The sequence below is a fragment of the Romboutsia sp. MSSM.1001216sp_RTP31141st1_G3_RTP31141_220114 genome, assembly GCF_039031195.1.
Taxonomy (GTDB): domain Bacteria; phylum Bacillota; class Clostridia; order Peptostreptococcales; family Peptostreptococcaceae; genus Romboutsia_C; species Romboutsia_C hominis.
The window spans coordinates 1-24,543 of the sequence record NZ_JBCIUO010000018.1; the positions used below are offsets into that span (position 1 = coordinate 1).

At 29.3% G+C, this 24,543-nt stretch carries 25 protein-coding genes, 1 rRNA gene and 1 riboswitch; all 26 genes read left to right on the forward strand.

Annotated features, from left to right (window positions below; translation table 11 throughout):
* Positions 1-113: ribosomal RNA gene (rrf, locus tag ABCP60_RS14050) — 5S ribosomal RNA — on the forward strand; the annotation flags it as partial.
* Positions 114-225: 112 nt separating this feature from the next.
* Complete coding sequence (gene hemA / locus ABCP60_RS14055; RefSeq protein WP_092922129.1) at positions 226-1,461, forward strand: glutamyl-tRNA reductase; 1,236 nt, start codon at positions 226-228, stop codon at positions 1,459-1,461.
* An 18-nt stretch (positions 1,462-1,479) separates the two neighbouring features.
* Positions 1,480-2,775 (forward strand): glutamate-1-semialdehyde 2,1-aminomutase, encoded by a 1,296-nt coding sequence (gene hemL / locus ABCP60_RS14060; protein ID WP_240275511.1) that lies wholly within the window; start codon positions 1,480-1,482, stop codon positions 2,773-2,775.
* A 169-nt stretch (positions 2,776-2,944) separates the two neighbouring features.
* Positions 2,945-3,991: a nicotinate-nucleotide--dimethylbenzimidazole phosphoribosyltransferase gene (gene cobT / locus ABCP60_RS14065; protein WP_343101938.1), complete on the forward strand. Its 1,047-nt coding sequence runs from the start codon at positions 2,945-2,947 to the stop codon at positions 3,989-3,991.
* Positions 3,992-4,013: 22 nt separating this feature from the next.
* Positions 4,014-4,574, forward strand: coding sequence for a bifunctional adenosylcobinamide kinase/adenosylcobinamide-phosphate guanylyltransferase (gene cobU, locus ABCP60_RS14070; protein WP_343101939.1), 561 nt, complete (start codon positions 4,014-4,016; stop codon positions 4,572-4,574).
* Between the two features lie 2 nt (positions 4,575-4,576).
* A complete protein-coding gene (gene cobS, locus ABCP60_RS14075) occupies positions 4,577-5,335 on the forward strand; it encodes an adenosylcobinamide-GDP ribazoletransferase (protein WP_271894391.1) in 759 nt (252 codons plus the stop codon).
* Between the two features lie 22 nt (positions 5,336-5,357).
* Positions 5,358-5,966: a histidine phosphatase family protein gene (locus tag ABCP60_RS14080; protein ID WP_271894394.1), complete on the forward strand. Its 609-nt coding sequence runs from the start codon at positions 5,358-5,360 to the stop codon at positions 5,964-5,966.
* A 4-nt stretch (positions 5,967-5,970) separates the two neighbouring features.
* Positions 5,971-6,146: riboswitch (cobalamin riboswitch) on the forward strand.
* A 400-nt stretch (positions 6,147-6,546) separates the two neighbouring features.
* Positions 6,547-8,079 (forward strand): cobyric acid synthase, encoded by a 1,533-nt coding sequence (locus ABCP60_RS14085; RefSeq protein ID WP_343101940.1) that lies wholly within the window; start codon positions 6,547-6,549, stop codon positions 8,077-8,079.
* 36 nt (positions 8,080-8,115) lie between these two features.
* The gene (locus tag ABCP60_RS14090) at positions 8,116-9,504 is read left to right on the forward strand and encodes a cobyrinate a,c-diamide synthase (RefSeq protein WP_343101941.1); all 1,389 of its coding nucleotides are present in this window, start codon (positions 8,116-8,118) and stop codon (positions 9,502-9,504) included.
* A gap of 1 nt (position 9,505) precedes the next feature.
* Complete coding sequence (cbiB, locus tag ABCP60_RS14095) at positions 9,506-10,450, forward strand: adenosylcobinamide-phosphate synthase CbiB (protein WP_343101942.1); 945 nt, start codon at positions 9,506-9,508, stop codon at positions 10,448-10,450.
* An 8-nt stretch (positions 10,451-10,458) separates the two neighbouring features.
* Positions 10,459-11,529, forward strand: coding sequence for an aminotransferase class I/II-fold pyridoxal phosphate-dependent enzyme (locus tag ABCP60_RS14100; protein WP_195238805.1), 1,071 nt, complete (start codon positions 10,459-10,461; stop codon positions 11,527-11,529).
* Between the two features lies 1 nt (position 11,530).
* Positions 11,531-12,430, forward strand: a complete 900-nt coding sequence (locus ABCP60_RS14105; RefSeq protein ID WP_343101943.1) for a cobalamin biosynthesis protein — start codon at positions 11,531-11,533, stop codon at positions 12,428-12,430.
* A complete protein-coding gene (locus ABCP60_RS14110) occupies positions 12,406-13,038 on the forward strand; it encodes a cobalt-precorrin-8 methylmutase (protein ID WP_343101944.1) in 633 nt (210 codons plus the stop codon). Before ABCP60_RS14105 ends, ABCP60_RS14110 begins: the two co-directional genes overlap by 25 nt.
* Positions 13,039-13,046: 8 nt before the next feature.
* Entirely contained in the window at positions 13,047-14,192 is a 1,146-nt protein-coding gene (gene cbiD / locus ABCP60_RS14115; RefSeq protein ID WP_343101945.1) for a cobalt-precorrin-5B (C(1))-methyltransferase CbiD, read from the forward strand.
* Positions 14,189-14,806 (forward strand): cobalt-precorrin-7 (C(5))-methyltransferase, encoded by a 618-nt coding sequence (locus ABCP60_RS14120; protein WP_343101946.1) that lies wholly within the window; start codon positions 14,189-14,191, stop codon positions 14,804-14,806. The genes cbiD and ABCP60_RS14120 overlap by 4 nt, the downstream gene beginning before the upstream one ends.
* Entirely contained in the window at positions 14,803-15,363 is a 561-nt protein-coding gene (locus ABCP60_RS14125; RefSeq protein WP_343101947.1) for a decarboxylating cobalt-precorrin-6B (C(15))-methyltransferase, read from the forward strand. Before ABCP60_RS14120 ends, ABCP60_RS14125 begins: the two co-directional genes overlap by 4 nt.
* Position 15,364: 1 nt before the next feature.
* Positions 15,365-16,120 carry a cobalt-precorrin-4 methyltransferase gene (locus ABCP60_RS14130; RefSeq protein ID WP_343101948.1) on the forward strand — a complete coding sequence of 252 codons (756 nt, stop codon included), beginning with the start codon at positions 15,365-15,367 and terminating at the stop codon, positions 16,118-16,120.
* Positions 16,104-17,228, forward strand: a complete 1,125-nt coding sequence (gene cbiG / locus ABCP60_RS14135; RefSeq protein ID WP_343101949.1) for a cobalt-precorrin 5A hydrolase — start codon at positions 16,104-16,106, stop codon at positions 17,226-17,228. The genes ABCP60_RS14130 and cbiG overlap by 17 nt, the downstream gene beginning before the upstream one ends.
* Positions 17,225-17,950, forward strand: coding sequence for a precorrin-3B C(17)-methyltransferase (gene cobJ / locus ABCP60_RS14140; RefSeq protein WP_271894414.1), 726 nt, complete (start codon positions 17,225-17,227; stop codon positions 17,948-17,950). The genes cbiG and cobJ overlap by 4 nt, the downstream gene beginning before the upstream one ends.
* A complete protein-coding gene (gene cobK / locus ABCP60_RS14145; RefSeq protein WP_343101950.1) occupies positions 17,947-18,699 on the forward strand; it encodes a precorrin-6A reductase in 753 nt (250 codons plus the stop codon). The genes cobJ and cobK overlap by 4 nt, the downstream gene beginning before the upstream one ends.
* A gap of 18 nt (positions 18,700-18,717) precedes the next feature.
* On the forward strand, positions 18,718-19,518 hold the full coding sequence (locus tag ABCP60_RS14150) for a sirohydrochlorin cobaltochelatase (protein WP_092922231.1): 801 nt from the start codon (positions 18,718-18,720) through the stop codon (positions 19,516-19,518).
* A gap of 21 nt (positions 19,519-19,539) precedes the next feature.
* Entirely contained in the window at positions 19,540-20,259 is a 720-nt protein-coding gene (locus tag ABCP60_RS14155; protein ID WP_092922234.1) for a cobalt-factor II C(20)-methyltransferase, read from the forward strand.
* 29 nt (positions 20,260-20,288) lie between these two features.
* Complete coding sequence (hemC, locus tag ABCP60_RS14160) at positions 20,289-21,194, forward strand: hydroxymethylbilane synthase (protein WP_092922237.1); 906 nt, start codon at positions 20,289-20,291, stop codon at positions 21,192-21,194.
* Positions 21,184-22,692 (forward strand): uroporphyrinogen-III C-methyltransferase, encoded by a 1,509-nt coding sequence (cobA, locus tag ABCP60_RS14165; protein ID WP_092922240.1) that lies wholly within the window; start codon positions 21,184-21,186, stop codon positions 22,690-22,692. The genes hemC and cobA overlap by 11 nt, the downstream gene beginning before the upstream one ends.
* 48 nt (positions 22,693-22,740) lie before the next feature.
* Positions 22,741-23,718: a porphobilinogen synthase gene (hemB, locus tag ABCP60_RS14170; protein WP_092922243.1), complete on the forward strand. Its 978-nt coding sequence runs from the start codon at positions 22,741-22,743 to the stop codon at positions 23,716-23,718.
* Between the two features lie 112 nt (positions 23,719-23,830).
* A complete protein-coding gene (locus ABCP60_RS14175) occupies positions 23,831-24,421 on the forward strand; it encodes a bifunctional precorrin-2 dehydrogenase/sirohydrochlorin ferrochelatase (RefSeq protein ID WP_195238808.1) in 591 nt (196 codons plus the stop codon).
* Positions 24,422-24,543: the final 122 nt, after the last annotated feature.

Consider the following 24,543-nt stretch of genomic DNA (forward strand, 5'->3'; position numbering starts at 1 on the left):
GTTATTATAGCAAAGAGGATACACCTGTTCCCATACCGAACACAGAAGTTAAGCTCTTTAGCGCTGATGGTACTTGGAGGGCGACCTCCTGGGAGAGTAAGACGTAGCCACGTAATCTTTTTTTTGCGTTCAAAAATATATTTATATGAAAATTTACAAATTATGCATGTAGTTGTATACTATAAAGAGTGAACAGAAATATTACATACGATTTGGAGGTTGTCTATGAATATAGGGGTGATAGGAGTTAATCATAATGTAGCTCCCATAGAGATAAGAGAAAAAGTTTCTTTTACAGATATACAAAAAATAGAAGCTATAAATTATTTATTAGACAAAGAAATAGAAGAAATTATAATACTATCTACATGTAATAGAAGTGAAATATATATTCAATCAAAAAATATTGAAGACAAAATAAAAATTGTAGAAGAGTTTTATGAATCATTTTTCAATTTACCTGGAGTTAAACAGTATTTATTCACTAAAAAAGATAGAGACGCTATAGAGCATATATACAAAGTTTCTGCAGGTTTAGATTCTATAGTGTTAGGTGAGGATCAAATATTAGGTCAAGTCAGAGATGCACATGAATTTTCTATGCAATTAGGAGCTAGTAAGAAAAAATTCAACAAGCTATTCAGGGAAGCTATCACAGTTTCTAAAGATATAAAAACCAAAACTAAAATATCACAACAGCCATTATCAATAAGTTACATAGGGGTTAGATTCTTAGAAGAAAAACTAGGCAATTTAGAGGGGAAAAATGCACTAGTTATAGGAATTGGTAAGATGAGTAAGTTGACAATGAAACATTTAGAAGAAGGAAAAGTTAATACCATATATGTTTCAAATCGTAGTCATGGGAAAATAAAAGAGATAGAAAATGATTATAAAAATATTGTACCTATACAATATAACGATAGATATAAAGTGTTAAATGATGTTGATATGGTAATAAGCGCAACGGCATCTCCACATATTATAATAAAGGCAGATGAAATGCCAAAGATTGAAAGAAAAATATATATGATGGATATAGCTCTTCCTAGAGATATAGATCCAGATATAAATAAGTTAGAGAATGTAGAACTCTATGATATAGATGATTTAAAACAAATACATGATAAGAATGATCAAAAGAGAAAAGAGTTAGCTAATATTGGCTTAGGAATGATAAATGAAAGTATAGATGAATTTGTAGAGTGGCTAGACTCAACTAATATAGATCCTACGATAGAATCTTTGAATGAAAGATGCGATGAAATAAGAGAAGATACATTAGATTATATTTTTAGAAAGATCAATCTTGATAATAGGGAGAAAAAAATTATTGAAAAGATGATGACTTCTGCCCTAAAGAGACTTATAAGAGAACCGATAATAAATTTAAAGCAAACTAAGGATAAAGGCAAAAGAGAAGAATATATGAAAATGGTAGAAGAACTATTCGAAATATAAACTAAGGAGGACATGACTATGAAAAACGAAAAGTCATCAAAGATATATGAAGAAGCAATAGAATATATACCTGGAGGGGTTAATAGCCCAGTTAGAGCGTTTAAATCAGTAGGATTAGATCCAATATTTATAGATAGAGCACACGGAAGTAGAATATATGATGTTGACGGAAATGAATATATAGATTATATATGCTCTTGGGGACCACTTATGCTAGGTCATAGCCCAAAAGAAATAGTAGAGGGAATTGAAGAAGTTGTATCTAGAGGAACTAGCTATGGAGTTCCAACAGCTATAGAAGTTGAAATGGCTAAGATAATAGTAGAAGCATATCCAGCTATAGATCAAGTACGTATGGTAAATTCAGGGACTGAGGCAACTATGAGTGCATTAAGAGTAGCTAGAGGATTTACAAAAAGAAATAAAATATTAAAGTTTGAAGGTTGCTACCATGGTCATTCAGATGCTTTATTAGTTAAGTCTGGTTCAGGAACAATAACATATGGAGTACCAACTAGCCCTGGAGTTCCATCTGATGTAGTTAAAGATACATTAGTTTGTAGATACAATGATTTAGATGCAGTAAGAGAAATATTTAAAACTCAAGGACGTGAAATAGCCGCTGTAATAGTTGAAACAGTAGCAGGAAACATGGGTGTAGTTCCAGGTAAGCAAGAGTTCTTACAATTATTAAGAGATATAACTAAAGAATATGGAAGTGTTTTAATATTTGATGAAGTTATAACAGGATTTAGATTAAATTATAGTAGCTCTGTTGGATATTTTGGAATAAAGCCAGATATGGTATGTTTCGGTAAAATAATAGGAGCAGGACTTCCTGTTGGTGCTTATGGTGGAACTAAAGAAATAATGAGTATGGTTTCTCCAGTTGGACCAGTATATCAAGCAGGTACATTATCAGGAAACCCACTAGCTATGTATATGGGTAAAAAGAACTTAGAAATATTAAGAGATAATCCTCAAATCTATAAAGAGTTAGAAGAAAAAGCTATAAGATTAGAAGAAGGATTAAAATCTAATATAGAAAAATTAGGTCTTAACTACACAGTTAATAGAGCTGGTTCATTAGTTTGTTTATTCTTTACACATGGACCAATAGAAAACTATGATGATGTTACAAGATGTGATGTTTCTAAGTTTAATAAGTATTTTGAAGAGTTATTAAAAAGAGGAATTCTTTTAGCTCCTACACAGTTTGAAGCAATGTTCTTATCAAATGCTCATACTAATGAGGACATAGATTATACTATAAATGCTAGTTATGAGGCATTAAAAATAGCTCATAATCTTTAAAACTAAATATAAATCTCGATAAAATTTACCATATGATATGAAGGATATATAAATGCCATGTAGAATAGTTTATTTATATGTAAAATATATATGAATTTTGGAGAGGTTTTTCACTAAACCTAGCCTTACTGGCTAGGTAAATTATTTTCAAAGAAACGAGATGATATATATGAATTCACTAGATTATGTATTAAATAATATAGATTTACTAGATAGAGAATCTATGGATGAAGCTAAAAAAAGACTAGATAGACTTATAAAGCCAGTTGGAAGTTTAGGTAAGATGGAAGAAATTTGTATGCAATTAGCTGGGATATATAGAAAAAAAGAGCTTGATACATCTAAAAAAGCTATTATAGCATTTGCTGGAGATCATGGTGTTTATGAAGAAGGTGTAGCTCCAGACCCTCAAAGTATAACTTATCTTCAATTCCCAAACTTTACAAAAGGATTAAATGGAGTAGGAGTTATAAGTAAATTTGTAGGAGCAGATGTAATAGCTATAGATGTTGGTATAAATTGTGACCATAAACTAGATGGTGTGATTGATAAAAAGATAAGAAAATCTACATCTAATATGGCTAAGGGACCTGCAATGAGTAGAGATGAAGCTATAAAATCCATAGAAATAGGGATAGAAGCAGCAAATGAGTGTATAGATAATGGTTATAAGCTTATAGGAATAGGTGAAATGGGTATATGTAACACTACACCAAGTAGTGCTATAATATCTGTAATAGATGGATGTGATCCAGCAGAAGTTACAGGAATGGGAGCTGGACTTAAAAAAGATAGAATAAAACATAAAGCTGATACTATAAGAAAAGCTATAGAACTAAATAAGCCAAATAGAGAAGATGCTATAGATGTATTATCAAAGGTTGGTGGATTTGAGATAGGTTCTATGGCAGGAGTTATATTGGCATGTAGTGCTAGAAATGTTCCTGTTGTATTAGATGGATTTATATCTTATGCAGCTGCTCTTTTAGCCTACATTCTAAATCCAAAAACTAGGGAATATATGATAGCATCTCATACATCAGCAGAGCCAGGTACACAAAAAGCACTAGATATGCTAAATTTAAGTACTGTATTAAATATGGATATGAGATTAGGAGAAGGTAGTGGTGCAGCACTTGCATTTAATATAATTGAAGCATCAAATTATACATATACAAATATGGCGACATTTGATGAGATAGATATGGGAAGATAGAAAAAGCAATAAGGAGATAAGTATGAGCAAAGTTATACTAGTAACTGGTGGAGCAAGATCAGGAAAAAGTAGTTTTGCAGAACAATTATGTAAAGACAGAAATAACAATACTGCATATATTGCAACATCGATACCCTTTGATGATGAGATGAAAGATAGGGTAAAAAAACATAAGGAAAGTAGACCACAAAGCTGGAAAACATATGAAATATATAAGGATATATATTCTATAATTGAGGATATATCTAAATCTCACAAAACAGTTATATTAGATTGTGTAACTTTATTAGTGAATAATTTAATGTTTACACATGATATATATATTGAAAATGCAACACAAGATGAGATAAATGAATTAGAAAAGTACATAAAAGATCAAGTTAATAAACTGATAGAAGAGATAAGAAAAACAGAACTTTATTTTGTTGCTGTTACTAATGAATTAGGAATGGCAGTAGTTCCTGCTAATAAACTTAGTAGAGTATATACGGATATAGTAGGTAGAATAAATCAACAAATAGCAGCCCAAAGTGACGAAGTCTATTTTGTAGTTAGTTCAATACCTATGAAAATTAAGGGATAATTATGAAAAGATTTATATCAATACTTCAGTTTATGACTAGAATACCAATAAATATAGATGTAGGATTTGATGATGAATTTCATAAAACTATAACATACTTTCCATTGGTAGGGTTTGTATTAGGTATTTTATTATTTATAATTGGTACTGTATCAAACATATTATTTGACCCATTTATAACATCAATATTGGTAACCTTAGGTTCTGTTATATTGACAGGGGGGTTACATATTGATGGATTGGGAGATACATTTGATGCTATATATAGTTATAGGGATAAGGAAAAAATGCTAGAAATAATGAAAGATTCAAGACTTGGGACAAATTCATTATTGGCTATAGTATTTTTAATTTTACTTAAGATAGGTTTTATATATAGCTTAATAAACAATAATTTAATGTGGACTATAATATTTATGCCTGTTATAGGTAGACTTGGAGTAATAAGATTAACTTACAAAACTGTTACACCAAGAGAGAAAGGAATGGGGAATTTATTTATAGGTAAGGCAACTACATCAATGTTTTTAACTGCAATACTATATACGATGGCATTGATTATATTAGTAGCCAAATTTGTATTTAAATCTTCAATAACGTTGCCTATATTAGCATCTATAATAGTTGTTATTTTATTTAATCAATTATTTAAAAATCATATATACAAAAAAATTGATGGAGTTACAGGAGATATATTAGGGTGTAGTATAGAACTTGGAGAAGTTATATATTTACTTTACATATATCTTATAATAGGGTAACCTTAAAAGAGGTGATACTATAATGACTAAATTAGTTTTAGTAAGACATGCATTGACTATAGATAATCAAAGTAAAAGATTATCAGGACATATAGACAGTGTAGTTAGTGAAGTTGGAATTAAGCAAATAGAGAAATTAACCAAATACTTAGATGGTATACATATAGATAAGATATACACAACAACATCTTCAAGAACAAAAGATACTGTAAAAGATGTTGCAAAGAAAAAAGGGATAGAAATAATAGAAAAAGAAACATTGAAAGAAATTAGTTTTGGGGATTTTGAGGGGATTACTTTTGATGACATAAAAAAGAATTATCCAGAAGAATTTAACTCGATGATAGAAAAAGGATATGAGTACAGATATCCAAATGGTGAAAGTCTTATTGATTCATTTATAAGAGTATCAAATGAGGTTAAAGAAATTATAAATATGGATAAAGGCAAAACAATACTTATATGTTCTCATGGAGGAACTATAAGGAACATAATAAGTTATTTAGTATCAGGAAGCTACAAATACCATTGGAATTTTAAAATAGATAATGCATCAGTAAGTATTTTAGAAGTAGAAGATGGATTTGCAGTCATAGATAGTATGAATAACACAAGTTTTATAAATAATTAAAATCAAATAGTATATTAACTTAGGTTCTACAAGATTAATAGGGAAAAAGGTTAAAAGCCTTTGCAGCCCCCGCTACTGTAATATTGACGAAACTACAATTTGCCACTGTCCTTTGGATGGGAAGGAGTAGGAGTAGGATGAAATTGAGCCAGGATACCTGCCTAAATTAATTAATTATAAAATCTCCGGGGTGAGGGATTTTTATTCAGATAAAATATAACTATCGCTTATAAAGTATGTACCTATAATAAAACATCAGAGTATATGCATATTAGCAGATAAATTATACTTTGTTAAAACTTAAATTATAATAAATAAATCTATTATGAAATCTACATATTAATCATAAATACATAAAGTGTATTTTAGATTAATACAATAAGATTTAGTATTATATAGTTTAAGTATATAGTAAAGATTAAATAGTTATATTTTGTTACATGCTATATAGTTTGATATGTTACAAAACATATGAAACAGGTATATAATATATTAGCATTAGAATAAAAGCCTTAACTCTTAAGAGTTAGGGCTTTTTTGATTATAAGGAAATCAAATTAAGTAATATAAGGAGAATCTTATGGGAAAAAAGATAATGTTACAAGGTACAGCATCAAATGTTGGTAAAAGTATATTAACAGCTGGTTTATGTAGGATTTTCAAACAAGATGGATATAGCGTAGCACCATTTAAATCTCAAAATATGGCGTTAAATTCTTTTATAACAAAAGAAGGTTTAGAAATGGGAAGAGCACAAGTATTTCAGGCGGAAGCTTGTGGAATAGAGCCAATTGCAGATATGAATCCAGTACTTCTAAAACCATCAGGTAATCATAGATGCCAAGTTATAGTAAGGGGTAAAGTTAGAGATGATATATCATCATCAGAATACCATGATTATAAGCCAATACTTGCTAAAGAACTTAAAACTATATTTAATCAGTTTAGTGAGAACTATGATGTTGTTGTTATGGAGGGGGCAGGTAGTACAGCAGAAATAAACTTAAGAGAACATGACATTGCTAATATGGGTATGGCAGAAATCGCAGATGCTCCTGTAATAATAGTGGGGGATATCGATAGAGGTGGAGTTTTCGCATCACTAGCAGGTACGATGCTTTTACTAAGTGAAGAGGAAAGAAAAAGAGTCAAAGGTGTAATAATAAATAAATTTAGAGGAAGAAAAGAACTTTTATATGATGGCATAAAAATGCTTGAAGAAATAATAAAGGTTCCTGTCCTTGGAGTAGTGCCATATAGTGATATAAAAATAGAAGATGAAGACAGTGTAACAACTAGATTTAAAACTAAAATGAAAAAGAGTGATATACATATTGAGATAATTAGAACACCTCATATATCTAATTTCACAGATTTTAATATATTTGAGACTCAAGAAGATGTGAGTATTAGGTATGTTGATTATGGAGAGACTCTTTCAAATCCAGATATGATAATACTTCCTGGAAGTAAAAGTACTATAGATGACCTTAAGTATATAAGGGAAAGTGGTCTAGAGGAACAAATAAAAGATTTACAGAAAAAAGGAAAGTTAGTATTTGGGATATGTGGTGGATATCAAATGTTAGGCAAGAAATTAAAAGACCCTTACCATGTAGAAGGCGAAATTGAAGAAATAGATGGTATAGGACTTTTAGATATAGAAACTACATTTGAAAAAGAAAAAACAACTACACAAGTGAATGCCACTATATGTAAAAATTTAAATGGATATTTAGCAAATTTATCAGGAATGAAAGTAAAAGGTTATGAAATTCATATGGGAATAAGTGATATAGGTAAAGAAGTATATAACCTAAATGAAATAAACAATAAATTAGGAGAAGACGTAAGCTACCTAGAAGGAAGTGTAAATAAAGAAGGTAATGTAGTAGGAACTTATTTACATGGAATATTTGATGAAATAGATTTTACTAGAGCTCTATTAAATAATATAAGAGAAGAAAAAGGCCTTGAAAGAATAGACACTAAAGTAACTTCTTTCGAAGCCTTTAAGCAAAATGAATATGATAAACTAGCTGATTTATTAAGAGAACATTTAGATATAGAGAAGATATATAAAATAATGGAAGAACATGAAGAAGAAATATAAACAATACAAAAATAAAATGATGGTTAGGTGAAATATATGAAAAAAATCTTAATCGCAGGAACTAATAGTGGAGTAGGAAAAACAACAATATCTTTAGGTATAATGCAAGCACTTACAAAAAGAAGTATGAAGGTTCAACCATATAAAGTTGGACCGGATTATATAGATCCATCATACCATACATTTATAACAGGTAGAGACTCCAGAAACCTAGATTCATATATGCTAGATGATGAAAAAATTAAGTATGTATTTAATTCTGCATCTAAAGATGCAGATATATCAGTGATTGAAGGTGTTATGGGTCTTTATGATGGAATAGGAATAGACTTAGATAATTGTACAAGTTCTCATACATCGAAGATATTAAAAGTACCAGTTATATTAGTTATAAATGGAAAAGCTATGGCAGCATCTAGTGCAGCCATGGTACTTGGATACAAGGAACTTGATAAAGATGTAGACATAAAAGGTGTAATAGTAAACAACGTAAAAACTAAGACTCACTACGAAATAATTAAAAAAGCAATTGAAACATATTGTGGGATAGAGGTCTTAGGATACTTCCCACCTAATGATGAATTTTTATTAGAGTCAAGACACTTAGGTTTAGTTCCAAGCGTAGAAATTGATTCACTAAAAAATAAATTTAGTAATTTAGCAGATGAAATAGAAAAATATATAAATATAGATAGAATAATAGAAATAGCTGAAACAGAAGAAGTTTGTAGTAATTTTGAGTTAAAAGACTTTATAAAAGAAAATAAGATAAAAGATAAAACTATAGCTATAGCCTATGATAAAGCATTTAATTTCTACTACAAAGAAAATATAGAATTATTAAAAGAACTAGGGCTAAATATAAAATACTTTAGTCCACTAGAAGATGAAAAAGTACCACAATCAGATTACATATATATAGGTGGAGGGTTTCCAGAAATATTTGCAAAAGAAATAGAATCAAATAAAAGTATGAGAAGTTCTATAAAAGAAGCTCATACAAATAAAATTCCTATATATGCTGAATGTGGTGGACTTATGTATCTAGGAGAAAAATTAATAGACCAAAATAATAATGAATATGATATGGTAGGAATATTTAATGGAGTTAGTGAGATGACAAAATCATTAAAGAGATTTGGATATTGTTATGGAGAGTCCAAAAAAGATACAATCTTATCTAAAAAAGGTGAGATTATAAAAGGACATGAATTCCACCACTCCGTATTTGAAACTAATGAGGAATGTGCTTATATAATGAGAAAAGAAAGAGATAAAAAAGTGGTAGATGAATGGGAAGGTGGATATAGCAAACATAAAACTTTGGCAACATATTTACATACTCATTTTTACAATAACTTAGAATGCATAAAAAATTTCTTAAACCATGAATGGTCAAACTCTTTGGAAGAAGGAAAGAATTAATATGAATATATTATCTATTTATATAGGATACATAATAGATTTAATAGTAGGAGACCCATATTCATTTCCTCACCCAGTTAGATATATTGGTAAATTAATAAAGAAAACTGAAGGTTTAATAAGAAAAAAAGCTAAGAATAACAAAGATTTAAAAATAGGTGGATTTTTCTTATGGTTTATAGTAGTAGGTATAACATATTTAGTTACTTATTTAATATTAAAACTAAGTAGCCTTATACCAGGAGGTTTTTTAGTAGCAAATTCAATACTGATATATACGACATTAGCTACAAAATGTTTAAAAGATGAAGCAGTCAAAATATACAATGTATTAAAAACAGGAGATATAGAAAAGGCAAGAATACAAGTATCTTATATAGTAGGAAGAGATACTACTCAATTAAATGAAGGTGAAATAATCAGAGCAACTGTAGAAACTGTAGCTGAAAATACTGTAGATGGAATAATTGCACCTATGTTTTTTGCATTTATAGGTGGAGCTCCACTTGCTATGGCATATAAAGCAGTCAATACTTTGGACTCAACAGTAGGATACAAAAATGAAAAGTATAAAGACTTAGGATTTGCATCAGCTAAGATTGATGATATAGCTAACTTTGTACCAGCTAGGATATCTGTATTACTTATGTCTATAGGGAGCTTATTAGTAGGGCATAACTGTAAAGAAGCTTTAAAAATTGGTATAAGAGATAGAAAAAATCACAAAAGTCCAAATTGTGCTTATGCTGAAGGTGCAGTTGCAGGGGCCTTAGGAGTACAGTTAGGTGGTACGAATATTTATTTTGGAAAAGCTGTCTATAAGCCTACAATAGGAGATAAACATAGAGAAATAGAAGTGGAAGATATCGTTAGAACAAATAAAATAATGTATGCCTCATCTATAACTTCAATGATTGTATTTACAATAATATTTATATTACTATAGGGGGATTTATGAAAGACTTAGGACATGGAGCGAATGTAGAACAAATAGGAAAAAATTATAATATAGACCCAAAAGAGATAATAGATTTTAGTTCTAATGTAAATCCAAATATTATAAAAGATTTAGATAAGTATATACTAGAAGGCTTAGAAGAAAGTAGGAGCTATCCAGATATAAATTACACAAACTTAAGAAAAAACATAGGTAATTATCTAAATATTAAAAGTGAATATATAATACCTGGAAATGGTGCTACAGAGATAATCTATTTATTAATGAAGGTTATAGGAAAAAGGTTAGCAATATTAAATCCTACATTTTCAGAATATAGAAGAAGTGCAAAATTAAATGGATTAGAAGTTATAGATTTAAATTTAAATGAAGAAAATCAATTTTTAATAGATATAAATGAAGTTAAAAATAATTTAGATAACTTTGATAGTTTATTTATATGTAATCCAAATAATCCAAATGGTAAGGCGCAAGAATTAAATGAGTTACTAAACCTATTGAAACAAAATAATAAACTTTTGATAGTTGATGAAACTTTTATGGAGTTTGCAGAAAAAGAAGAGAATTATAGCTTAGTAAATAAAATAAAAGACTATGATAATCTATTTATAATCAAAGCGGTAACTAAATTCTTTGGAATGCCTGGGTTAAGGCTGGGGTATGGGATTACGAGTAATAAAGATATAATAAATAAAATTTATCATTATAAAGAACCTTGGACTATAAATGCATTTGCAGATACTTTATCTAAATATATATTCAAGGATAAAGAGTACATAGAAAATAGTAAAAGTTATTATATCCAAGAACGAGAGTATATGTTAAAAGAATTAAGAAGTATAGAAAATATATCAGTTTATGATACTGATACAAATTTTTTATTAATTAAACTGAACAATAGAAGGGCAAATGAAATAAAAGTCGAATTATTAAGAAGAAGTAAAATTCTTATCAGAGATGCATCGAATTTTATCGGATTAGATGATAGATATATAAGAGTTGCAATTAAATCTCATGATGATAATAAAATTCTTATAGAGAATATGAAAAACTTATTAGGTGATTAGCATGAAATATTATGGATTTTGTCCAGCATCATGTGGAGAGTTTGTTCAAGGTATGGTAGATGGAGAAGAGTATCTTAGCTCATATGCCATAGATATGTATTCAGTAGCAATGATTGAAGAAAAGCTAGGTAAAGTCAATGTAGGTCCTAGTAAATCTAGAAAGGCTATAGAAGCTGTTTTTAAGAAATTTAACTTGCCTATCAAAGATAGTAAAAATATTTCTTTAACTATAAAAAGTGATATACCGGTAGGTAAAGGTATGGCTAGTTCAACAGCAGATATAGGAGCTACTATAGTAGCTACTCTAGATTTGATAGGAAGAAATTTAACTAGTGAAGAAATATCAAAACTTGCATCTACTATAGAACCAACAGATTCTACATACATAGAAAACAACTGCATATTTAACCCACTTAGTGGTGAAATAGTAAAAAATCTAGGAAGTATAAAAGATTGTAGAGTAGTAATACTAGAGCCTAACAAGACGTTAGATACTATAAAAATAAGAAGTAACCCTAACTATAGAAATATAAAACTAAAAAATCAAGATATTATAAAAGAATCATTTTACCTTTTAGAAGAAGGTATAAAAAATAATAATTTAAGTAATATTGGAAAAGCATGTACTTTAAGTAGCTTAGCCAATGAAAATATAGATCCAAAAGAAGGGTTAAAAGAGATAATAAATATTTCGCAAAATTATGGTGCCTATGGTGTAAACATCGCTCATAGTGGAACTGTAATAGGGATTATCATAGACAATTATATGAATGATAATAAATTGATAGATATTTTAAAAACCAATAAAATACATAAAACATACAATAAAATTTATACTCTAGATATTATAGACGGAGGAATTAGGAGGGAACCACCATGGAATATATCAAAAATCCTATGATGATAGAAGAAAAAAGTTTCATAATGATACAAGAAATTATAGATGAAATAAGACCAGGATATGAGTACAAAAATGAAGTAGAAGAAAAAATAATAAAGCGTTGTATACATACAACAGCAGACTTTGAATATTTAGATATATTAAAAATATCAGATACAGCAGTAGAAAATATAGTAGATGCTTTAAAAAATAATGCAACTATATATACAGATACTAATATGGCCTTAAGTGGAATAAATAAAAGAAGATTAGATGCATTAGGTTGTAAATATAGATGTTTAGTAGCAGAAGATGAAACTGCAAAGCTAGCTAAAGAAAAAGGAATAACTCGTTCGATGGCAGCTGTTGAGATAGCAGCAAAGGATTCAGGAAGAAAAATATTTGTGCTTGGAAATGCGCCAACAGCTTTATATAAAGTAATGGAAATGAGAGATGCAAAAGAACTTGAAGTAGATGCTGTAATAGGTGTTCCAGTTGGATTTGTTGGAGCGGCAGAGTCAAAAGATGAATTAGAAAAAACAGATATACCATATATCATATCAAAAGGAAGAAAAGGTGGAAGTAACTTAGCAGCAGCCATAGTTAATGCTATTTTATACACTATGTAGGTAATATTATGGAAGAGTATGTATATATAGAAGGTAAAAAGTATAGAAGAGGATACACAACAGGTTCTTGTGCTACAGGAGCATCAAAAGCTGCAACATACATGCTATTAACTAAAAAAAGTATAGATACTATAAATATAGATACTCCAAAAGGTATACCATTGTCATTGAATGTATTTAATATAGATATTAATGATGATTACGTCGAATGTTCTATAGAAAAAGATGGTGGAGATGATATTGATGCCACACATACTATGCATATTTATGCTAGAGCTGAAATTATCGAAAGAGAAGAAGATGAAGATATAGTAGTATGTGGAGGAGTAGGTATTGGAGTAGTAACTAAAAAAGGTCTAAGTGTTGAAGTTGGAAAGCCAGCAATTAATCCAACTCCTATGAAAATGATACATAGCGAGTTAAGAAAAGTAGTTGGTGAAGATACAAGTAAAGTTATAGGTAAAGATAAATCTTTAAAGATTACCATATTTGCACCAAAAGGAGAAGAGGTAGCAAAAAAGACATTTAATCCGAGGCTTGGAATAGTTGGAGGTATATCTATCATAGGAACTACAGGCATAGTAGAACCCATGAGTGACGAAGGTTGGAAAAAATCTTTATCTATAGAACTACAAATGAAAAGAGAGCAAGGATTAGACAAAATAATATTAGTACCAGGAAATCATGGAGAACAGTTCATAAGGGAAAATTTAGGATTAGATATGAAATATGTAATAAGAACTAGCAACTTTATAGGATATATGCTAAAAGAAGCTCAGAGAATGGGTTATAAGAAAATACTTATGGCAGGTCATATAGGAAAGTTTATAAAAATATCAGCTGGTATATTTAACACACATAGTAAAGTAGCTGATGCGAGAAGTGAAATATTAGTATCTAATCTAGCATTAATGAAAGCTCCATATGAATTTTTAGAAAAGATAAGTGAGTGTCTTACTGCTGAAGAAGCCGTTGAACTTATAAATAATAGTGAGTACAAAAGCTTTTACAATTTGGTAAGTAATAAATGTAAGCATAAAATTAAACAATATCTATGTGATGATATGGACGTAGAGGTTATTATGTTTTCTATGGACAAGACATTACTAGGTAAATCAGATAATACAGATAATCTAGTGGAGGTATTTAGATGATAAATGTCATAGGGTTAGGGCCAGGGAATACTGATTATATAACTAGATTAGGTGAGAAATTAATTAAAAATTCAGATGTTGTAATTGGAGGAAGAAGAAATTTAGAATCGATAAAAAATTTTAAAGGAGAGAAGATCGAGTTAGCATCAAATTTAAAAGAGATAGTAGATTATATAAATAATAATAAAGATAAACAAATATCTGTTATAGCATCAGGTGATCCATTGATGTATGGAATAGGAAGATATCTTTCTAAAAATATAGACACAGATAAATTAAATATAGTATCAGGAATTAGCTCGCTTCAATATATATTTTCAAAAATATATATTGATATGAACGACTTATATCTAACTAGTAGTCATGGAAAAGTACCAGACTTTGATTATGTACTTTCTCACAAGAAGGTATGTATGGTTACTGATAAAATAATTGGTCCTAAAGAAATATGTAAAGAAATAATAAAAAGAAATTTAGAAAAAACAATTGTAGTAGGAGAAAATCTATCCTATGAAAATGAAAGAATTACAATAGGAAAACCAGAAGAAATTTTAAAAGTAGAAAACTTTGATATGTGCGTAGTTGTAATACTTGAAGGTGGAGATTGCATATGAAAAACAGTGAGTTCATAACAGGAAAAGTTCCTATAACAAAAGAAGAAGTTAGAGCAGTATCTTTAATGAAATTAGACTTAGTAAAGGCTAAAAGATTTATAGATGTAGGAGCAGGAACAGGTAGTGTAAGTATAGAAGCTGCATATCACTATCCAAATCTAGAAGTTATTTCTATAGAAAGAAATGATGATGCTATAGATTTAATAAATAAAAATGTAGATAAGTTTGAATTAGATAATGTAGAAGTAATTAAAGCATATGCACCAGTAGAGATAGAAGGAAAAGCTGATGCTATATTCTTAGGAGGGACAGGTAATAAACTAGAAGAAATAATAACTTGGTCTAAGGATATGCTAGTAGAAGGTGGAAGACTGGTAGCGAATTTTATAATAGTAGATACATTTAATGAAACTTTAAGATTATTAAGAGAGTATGGATTTGAAAATATAGATGTTTCAGTTTTAAATGTAGCTAAGCTAGAAAAACTAGGAAGAGGAGAATATTTTAAACCTCTAAATCCAATTTATATAATATCTTGTGAGAAGGGGAGAAACTAATATGTTAAATAAAATACATTTCGTAGGAGCAGGACCAGGAGATAAGGAATTAATAACTTTAAAAGGATACAAACTTTTAAGTAATGCAGATGTAGTAATATATGCAGGTTCATTAGTTAATCCAGAACTTTTAGAGTACTGTAAAGAAGGTTGTGAGATACACAATAGTGCTCATATGGATTTACATCAAATTATAGAAGTGATGGAAAAAGGAGTTAGAGAAGGAAAATCTGTAGTAAGACTACAAACAGGAGATTTCTCTATATATGGTTCAATAAGAGAACAAGTTGAAGAGTTATTTAAATTAAATATAGATTACGATTGTACACCAGGAGTGAGTTCATTCTTAGGAGCAGCATCAGCTTTAGGAGTTGAATATACAGTTCCAGAAATATCTCAAAGTGTAGTGATAACAAGAATGGAAGGAAGAACTCCAGTACCTGAAAAAGAATCAATAGAGTCTTTTGCTAAGCATCAAACTTCTATGGCCATATTTTTATCAGTAAAAGATATAGAAAAAGTAGTAGAAAGACTTCATGAAGGTGGATATCCAATGGATACTCCAATAGCTGTTGTTTATAAAGCTACTTGGTCAGATGAAAAAATAGTAAAAGGAACATTACAAGATATAGCTCAAAAAGTAAAAGAAAATGATATAAGAAAGACTGCTTTAATATTAGTAGGTCAATTCTTAGGTAAAGAATATAACAATTCGAAGTTATATGATAAGGACTTCAAACATGAGTATAGACAATAAAATAGCCATAGTTTGTATAACTGAAAATGGAAAGAATTTAGGATTTGAAATACAATCCAAACTTAATAATGGAGATGTATATCTAATAAGAAATAAGAAGAATAATTTTAAGATAGATGAAGAAAAAAATAATGTATTTTTAGTAGAGGATAGGCTTAGCAACTTAGTTCCTAGTTTGTTTGAAGAATATCAATATATTGTATTTATAATGGCTACAGGTATAGTAGTGAGAGTTATAGCACCATACATAAATAGTAAATTTAGTGATCCAGCTATATTAGTAAGTGATGAAAAAGGACGAAATATTATAAGTTTACTAAGTGGCCACATGGGTGGTGCTAATGAAATGACTAGATATATAAGTGAGTTAATAGGAGCTAATCCGATTATAACTACAGCAACAGATGTAAATAAAAAATCCTCTTTGGATATGATTGCTAAAAAATTAGATGCTTATATAGAGGATTTTAGAGAAAACGTCAAAGATGTAAATGCTATGTTAGTTAATAATCAAGAAGTTGGATTATATATTGATGGGAATTATGAAATAGACACTAGAGGATTTAAGATATTAACTAATTTTGAAGATGTAGATAGTACAGAAAAAATAGTTATTATAAGTAGTAAAAACAATTTTATAAATTACTATATAGAAAATAAAAAAGAGAATGAATTAGATGAACAAATGCTAAGAAAAAAATGTAGTGAAGGTAACCTTATAAAGGTAGTGCCAAAGGAAATAGTAATAGGTATTGGGTGTAGAAGAAATACAGAAAGCAGTTTGTTACAAGAGTCTTTAAACAATTTGTTACATCAATACAATATTGATATTAACTCAATCAAAGAGATTGGAAGTATAGATGTAAAAAGTGATGAAAAAGCCATAATAGATTTAGCATCAAGTTTATCTGTACCATTTAAAACTTTTTCAGTTGATGAAATATCTAAGGTAGACCATCTATTTGAAAAATCTGAATTTGTAAAAAAGAATGTAGGGGTGTACTGTGTTTCTGAACCAGTAGCATATCTGCTAAGTAAAGGAAATTTAATAATAGAAAAACATAAATATAAAGGAATAACAATTTCTGTAGGGAGAGTGTCAAAATGATATACGTTATAGGTATAGGACCTGGAAGTAAAGAATTAATGACTATGCAATGCATAAATGCAATAAAGGATTCTGAAGTTATAGTAGGATACAAAACTTATATAAACTTAATAACAGATCTTATCGAAGGAAAAGAAGTAGTACAAAATGGAATGAGACAAGAAATAGATAGATGTAAGGAAGCTGTAGAAATAGCTAAGACTGGTAAGAAAGTTGCGGTTATAAGTAGTGGAGATGCAGGAATATATGGAATGGCAGGATTAATATTAGAACTTGTATCTAAAGAAGAACAAAATATAGAAGTTAAGGTTATACCTGGGGTAACTGCAAGTATAGGTGCAGCAGCAATACTTGGGGCTCCTATAATGCACGATTTTTGTCATATAAGTTTAAGTGATTTATTAACTCCATGGGAAGTTATTGAAAAGAGATTAAGGTTAGCAGCTGAAGCAGATTTTGCAATATGTTTATATAACCCAAGAAGTAAAGGAAGAAGCGAACATTTAGCTAGAGCGTTTGAAATAATGGGAGAATTTAAAGACGGAAAAACTCCTGTTGGAATAGTTAAGGATGTAGGAAGAGAAAAGGAAGAAAAGTTCATATGTACTTTTGATACTATGGATTTTGAAAGAGTTGATATGACTACTATGGTTATAATAGGGAACAAATCAACATTTATACATGAAGATTTAATGATAACTCCAAGAGGTTACAATATATGATATTAGTTTTAGGTGGAACATCAGACAGTATAGAAATATGTGACAGGCTTAATAAATATGAGAACCTAGAATATACACTTTCCGTGACAACTAACTACGGAGAGGATCTTGCAAGGAAGAAAGCAAAAAATGTTATAAATGGAAGGCTATCAAAAGAAGATATGATAGATTTCATACAAAGAAATAACATAACTAAAATTATAGATGCTACACACCCATATGCTATAGAAGTATCTAAAAATGCTATTGAGTGTGTTGAAGAAACAAAGATAGACTATATAAGATATGAGAGAAAATCTTTAATAGATGATATTATTTATGAAAATAAATACATAGTAAGTAGTATAAAAGATGCTTGTGAAGTAGCAAGAAAAAAAGGAAATAACATATTTATAGGAACAGGTAGTAAGCATTTACCAGAAATAGTTGAGCTTATACCAGATAGAAATTTAATAGTTAGAGTACTTCCTACAAGTGAAGTGATATTAAGTTGTGAAAAATTAGGGTTAAATGTAGATAATATAATAGCCATGAGAGGTCCTTTTAGCAAAAGTATAAATGAAGAATTTTATAAACATTATGATATAGATATTGTGATAACTAAAGAAAGTGGTGTAGCAGGTGGTTTCTTAGAGAAAGTAGATGCTTGTGAATCACTTAATATACCTGTAGTAATTGTATCTAGAGAAAAAATAGATTATCCGTATGTTGTAAATAGCATAGATGAAGTAGAAGACTATATAAAATAAATTCAAGGTGGGATTAGTATGAAGAAAGCAGTTTTAGTAGTGAGTTTTGGTACTTCTTACAAAGAAACAAGAGAGAAGACAATAGAAGCTTGTGAAAATAAAATAAAAAATGGATTAGAAGGATATGACTTCTTTAGAGCATTTACTTCTAACATGATAATAAGGAAATTAAAAAATAGAGATGGAATAGAAATTGAAAATCCAATTCAAGCTTTAGATAGATTATATGAAGAAGGATATGAAGACGTTATAGTTCAAACACTTCATATAATATGTGGTGAAGAATTTACTAAATTAAAAGAACAAGTAGATAGCTATCAAGATAAATTTAAGAAAATTGTTTTAGGTAGACCATTACTTACATATATAGAAGATTACAAGGAAACAGTAGAAGCAATAAAGCATCAAATACCTCAAATGAAAAAAGATGAAGCTGTTGTATTTATGGGACATGGAACATTCCACGAGTCACATGCATCATACCCAGCATTAGAATACATGATGAGAGATGCAGGAATAAATGCTTACGTTGGAACTGTTGAAGGATATCCAGAAATAGATAATGTTATAAAAAGATTAAAAGAAGATAATATAAAAACAGTTAATTTAATGCCTTTTATGTTAGTAGCAGGAGACCATGCTATAAATGATATGGCAGGAGATGAAGAAGATTCATGGAAAAATGTACTAGAAAACTTTGGATTTGAAGTAAAAGTTCATTTACAAGGGTTAGGGGAAAATCCATATATACAAGATAAATTTATGAATCATGCAAATGATTGTGTAGAAAAAATAAATGAATTAGGACAAATTTGTTAATTAACTAGGAGGAGATTGAAGATGGCAAAATTTTATGGAATAGGTACAGGACCTGGAGATAGCTCATTATTAACAATAAAAGCAGTCGAAACTTTAGAAAAGTTAGATATATTATATACACCAGAAGCTAAAAAAGGCGGGGAAAGTTTAGCTTTATCAATAGTAAGTAAGTATCTACCAAAAGAATTAGAAATAAAATCAAGACACTTCCCAATGAACTTCAATGATGGAGAAAAGATAGTGGCTTGGAATAAAATAGCTGATGAGATAGTTGAGGATGTTAAAGAAGGTAAAAATGTTGGATTTGTAACATTAGGGGATCCAATGATATATAGTACGTATGTATATATAATGGAAAGACTTATAGGAAATATAGATGTTGAAACTATACCAGGGATATCTTCATTCTCTAATATAGCATCAAACCAAAATTTCCCATTAGTAATGGATAGAGAGCCATTAATAATAATACCATGCACGATAGAAGAAGAAAAAATAGATTATGCATTAGAAAATTATAGCTCTATAGTATTAATGAAAGTATATAAAAACTTTAAAGAAATAGTAGCTAAGCTAGAAAAGAATGGTCTTATAGAACATGCTATATTAGTAAGTAATTCATCTCAAGATAGAGAAGTGGTATACTATAACTTAAGAGAAGTTAATCTTGAAGAAAAGATATCTTACTTCTCAACTATATTAGTTAATAAAGAAGTTAAAAAGGAAGCTCAAGTAGGATAACATTGTAACATCTAAAGGAGATTTTAGTTATGAAGATAATTGTTGGAACGAGAGGAAGTAAATTAGCAGTTACTCAAACTAATTGGGTAATAGATAAGCTAAAAGAAAAGAACCCTAGTGTTGAATTCGAAGTTAAAATAATAAAAACTAAAGGTGATATAATACAAAACGTTAGTCTAGATAAAATAGGTGATAAAGGCCTATTCGTTAAAGAAATAGAGCAACAACTAATAGATGGGGAAATAGATATGGCTGTTCATAGTATGAAAGATATGCCATCATCTTTACCTCATGGATTAAAGTTTGCAGGGATACCTAAAAGGGAAGATCCAAGAGATGTACTTATATTAAAAGAAGGTTACTCTAGTATAGAAGACTTACCTCAAGGAGCAACTATAGGAACTGGAAGTAAAAGAAGAAAATATCAATTATTAAAACATAGACCTGATTTAAATATAGTTCCAATAAGAGGGAATGTAGATACTAGGATAAGAAAAATAACTGATGAGAATTTAGACGGTGTTGTTTTAGCTGCATCTGGAATATTAAGGGTTGGATTAGAAGAAAAAATCAGCTGCTATTTACCAACAGACGTAGTAGTGCCAGCACCTGCACAAGGGGCATTAGCAATAGAGATAAGAGAAGATAATTATCAAGTAGAAGTAGTGATAAACTCGTTACGAGACGAATTAACCGAACTTCAAGTTAGTGCAGAAAGAGGCTTTTTAGATGGTGTTGATGGAAGCTGTCATATTCCTATGGGAGCTTATTGTGAAGTAAATGAGGATAGTATAAAGCTTACTGGATTATTTGGTGATGAAGAAGGTAAAAAATTAATCATCAAATCAATAGAAGGAGATAAAAATTCCCCAAGAGAGTTAGGTAAAGAATTAGCTAAATTAGTTTTAAAGGAGTATGAAAAATATGAAGGGTAAAGTTTATCTTGTAGGTGCAGGACCTGGAGATTATAAATTACTAACATTAAAAGGTCTAGAATGTGTACAAAAAGCAGACGTTATAGTATATGATAGATTAGCAAATGAGAACTATTTAAAAGAAGCTAAGCCTAACTGCGAATTTATATATGTAGGAAAAGCATCAAGCAATCATACTCTTCCACAAGAGGATATAAATAGAGTTATAGCAGATAAAGCAAAAGAAGGGAAAATAGTAACTAGACTCAAGGGTGGAGACCCATATGTATTTGGTAGAGGTGGAGAAGAAGGAGAACTTCTAAAAGAAGAAGGAATAGAGTTTGAAGTTGTTCCAGGAATAACTTCTGCTATAGGTGGATTATGCTATGCAGGTATACCTATAACTCATAGAGATTATGCATCTTCTTTCCATGTAATAACAGGTCATTTAAGAGAAGATGATAAAGAAAACCCAGAAATAAACTGGAATGCTTTAGCAAATACCAATGGAACACTAGTATTTTTAATGGGAGTTGCAAACTTACAAAAAATAAGTTCTAACTTAATAAAAGAAGGAAAGTCTAAAGATACTCCTGTTGCTCTTATAAGTTGGGCAACTAGATATAATCAAAGAGTAGTAATATCTACCTTAGAAAATGTATATGAAACAGCAATAAAGGAAGGTGTGAAACCACCGACGCTTATAGTTGTTGGAGAGGTAGTAGGACTTAGAGATAAGTTAAACTTCTTTGAAAATAAGCCACTATTCAGTAAACGTGTAATAGTGACTAGGTCAAGAACACAAAGTAGTTCACTAGTAGAAAAAATAAGTGACTTAGGTGGTAATCCTATAGAGATACCAACTATAAAAATAGATAAAATAGAAAATAATATAGAACTAGAAAATGAAATAAATAACATTAAAGATTATACATACTTAGTTTTAACAAGTAAAAATGGAGTAGACATATTCTTTGATAAATTAGATGAAATGGGGCTTGATAGTAGAGCTCTAGCAAATTTAAAAGTATGTGCTATAGGAAGTGCTACAGCTAAAGAGATAAAAAATAGAGGAATAAAAGCAGATATAGTTCCAGAAAAGTTTGTAGCAGAGTACTTATTTGAAGAATTAAAACCAATGTTAAAATCAACAGATAAAGTATTAATGCCTAGAGCGAAAAATGCTAGAGATTATCTAGTTGATAAAATAGGTGAAATTTGTGAAGTCAAAGAAATACATACATATGAAACAGTAGTAGATTCTACAAGAAAAGATGAAGTTTTAGAACTATTAGATCAAGATAATGCTGATTATATAACTTTTGCTAGCTCATCTACAGTAAAGAATTTTGTAGAAATAATAGGTGAAGAGAATATAGATAAATTAAATAATATAAAAGTTATATCTATAGGACCTATAACAACACAGACGATTAAAGAATTAGGTTTAAACCTGTATAAAGAAGCAGAAGTTTCAACTATAGATGGAATGATTAGCACTATTATAGAAGATAAATAAGTATTATAATTGATGTGTAGTTATTTATATATTTATGGAGGCGACAAAATGTTAAGAAGACCTAGAAGACTAAGAGTAAATAAAGCTACAAGAAATTTAGTTAGAGAGACTAAGTTAAATGTTGAAGATTTTATATATCCTCTATTTGTAGTAGAAGGTGAAAATATAAAAAGAGAAATATCATCTTTACCAGATGTATATCATTTTTCACTAGATATGCTAGAAGAGGAGATAAAGGAATTAAAAGAATTAGGAATAGAACATGTAATATTATTTGGTATACCTCATGACCATGAAAAAGATCCTCATGGAAAAGAAGCATATAATGACAATGGTATAATTCAAAGGGCTATTAGAAAAATAAAAGAAATAGACAGTAATATGAATGTAGTTACTGATGTATGTATGTGTGAATACACTAGCCATGGTCACTGCGGAATATTAACAGAAACTGGATACGTAGATAATGATATAACATTAGAATACTTATCTAAAATAGCAGTAAGTCATGCAAAAGCAGGTGCTGATATAATCTCGCCATCTGATATGATGGATGGTAGAATAAAAGCCTTAAGAGAGGCTTTAGATAAAGAAGGATTTGTACATATACCAATAATGTCTTATAGTGTTAAGTATGCATCTACATTCTATGGACCATTTAGAGAAGCTGCTAACTCTGCACCATCATTTGGTGATAGAAAAACATACCAAATGGATCCAGCAAATAGTAATGAAGCATTAATAGAAGCTGAACTTGATGTGCTAGAAGGTGCAGATATATTAATGGTTAAGCCTGCATTATCTTATTTAGATGTAATAAGAAGAGTCAAAGATAATTACAACCTACCACTTGCGGCATATAATGTTAGTGGAGAGTATGCAATGCTTAAATCAGCTGTTAAAAATGGAATATTAAGTGAAGGAGCTATTTATGAATCTGTTATGTCTATAAAAAGAGCCGGTGCAGATATAATAATAACTTACTTTGCAAAAGATTTAGCTAAGATGATTAAAGAAAATAGATAAATATATACACAAAAAGGAGTAACTTTTGTTGCTCCTTTTTAATATACATAGTCAATAAATTATCTAGATTATTATACATGATAAAATAAGAGTAAAATAAGGAGAAACCAGTATGCTTTATCCAATAAATATAGATATAAGTGATATAAAGATAACTGTTATAGGAGGTGGAGAAGTTGCATATAGAAAGTGCAAAAACTTTTTAGCCTTTGGCAAAACAGTGAAAGTTATATCTAAAGATTACATAAATAAATTTGGAGAATTAAAAGATAAACTAGAAATTGTTAATGATGAATATAAAGAAGAATACTTAAAAGATAGTTTTATAGTAGTTGCAGCTACAAATAATAAAGAAGTTAATAGAAAAATAGGTATATATTGTAGAGAAAATGGTAAACTAGTTAATGTAGTAGATGATATAGAATTATCTAATTTTACTGTTCCTTCATATGTAAAAAGAGGAGATTTGCTTATAAGTATATCGACAGGAGGTAAAAGTCCCTCACTATCTTCTAAAATAAAAAAAGAATTAGAAGAAAAATATGATGATAGTTATGAAGAATATATAGATATATTAGGCGAATTAAGAAAAGAAATAATAAAAAAATATGAAGACGTTTCATTAAGAAGAAAAAAACTTAAAGCATTGATAAATCTAGATTTAGCAGAACTTAGAGAACTAAAAATAGAATATCAAAAATAAAAATAATAAAAAACTTTTAAAAAAGTGTTGACGATACAAAATTATGGTGATATAGTATTACTTGTCCTTAAGAAAAGGGCAAAAACGAAAATGAACTTTGAAAATTAAACAGTAGGTTAATT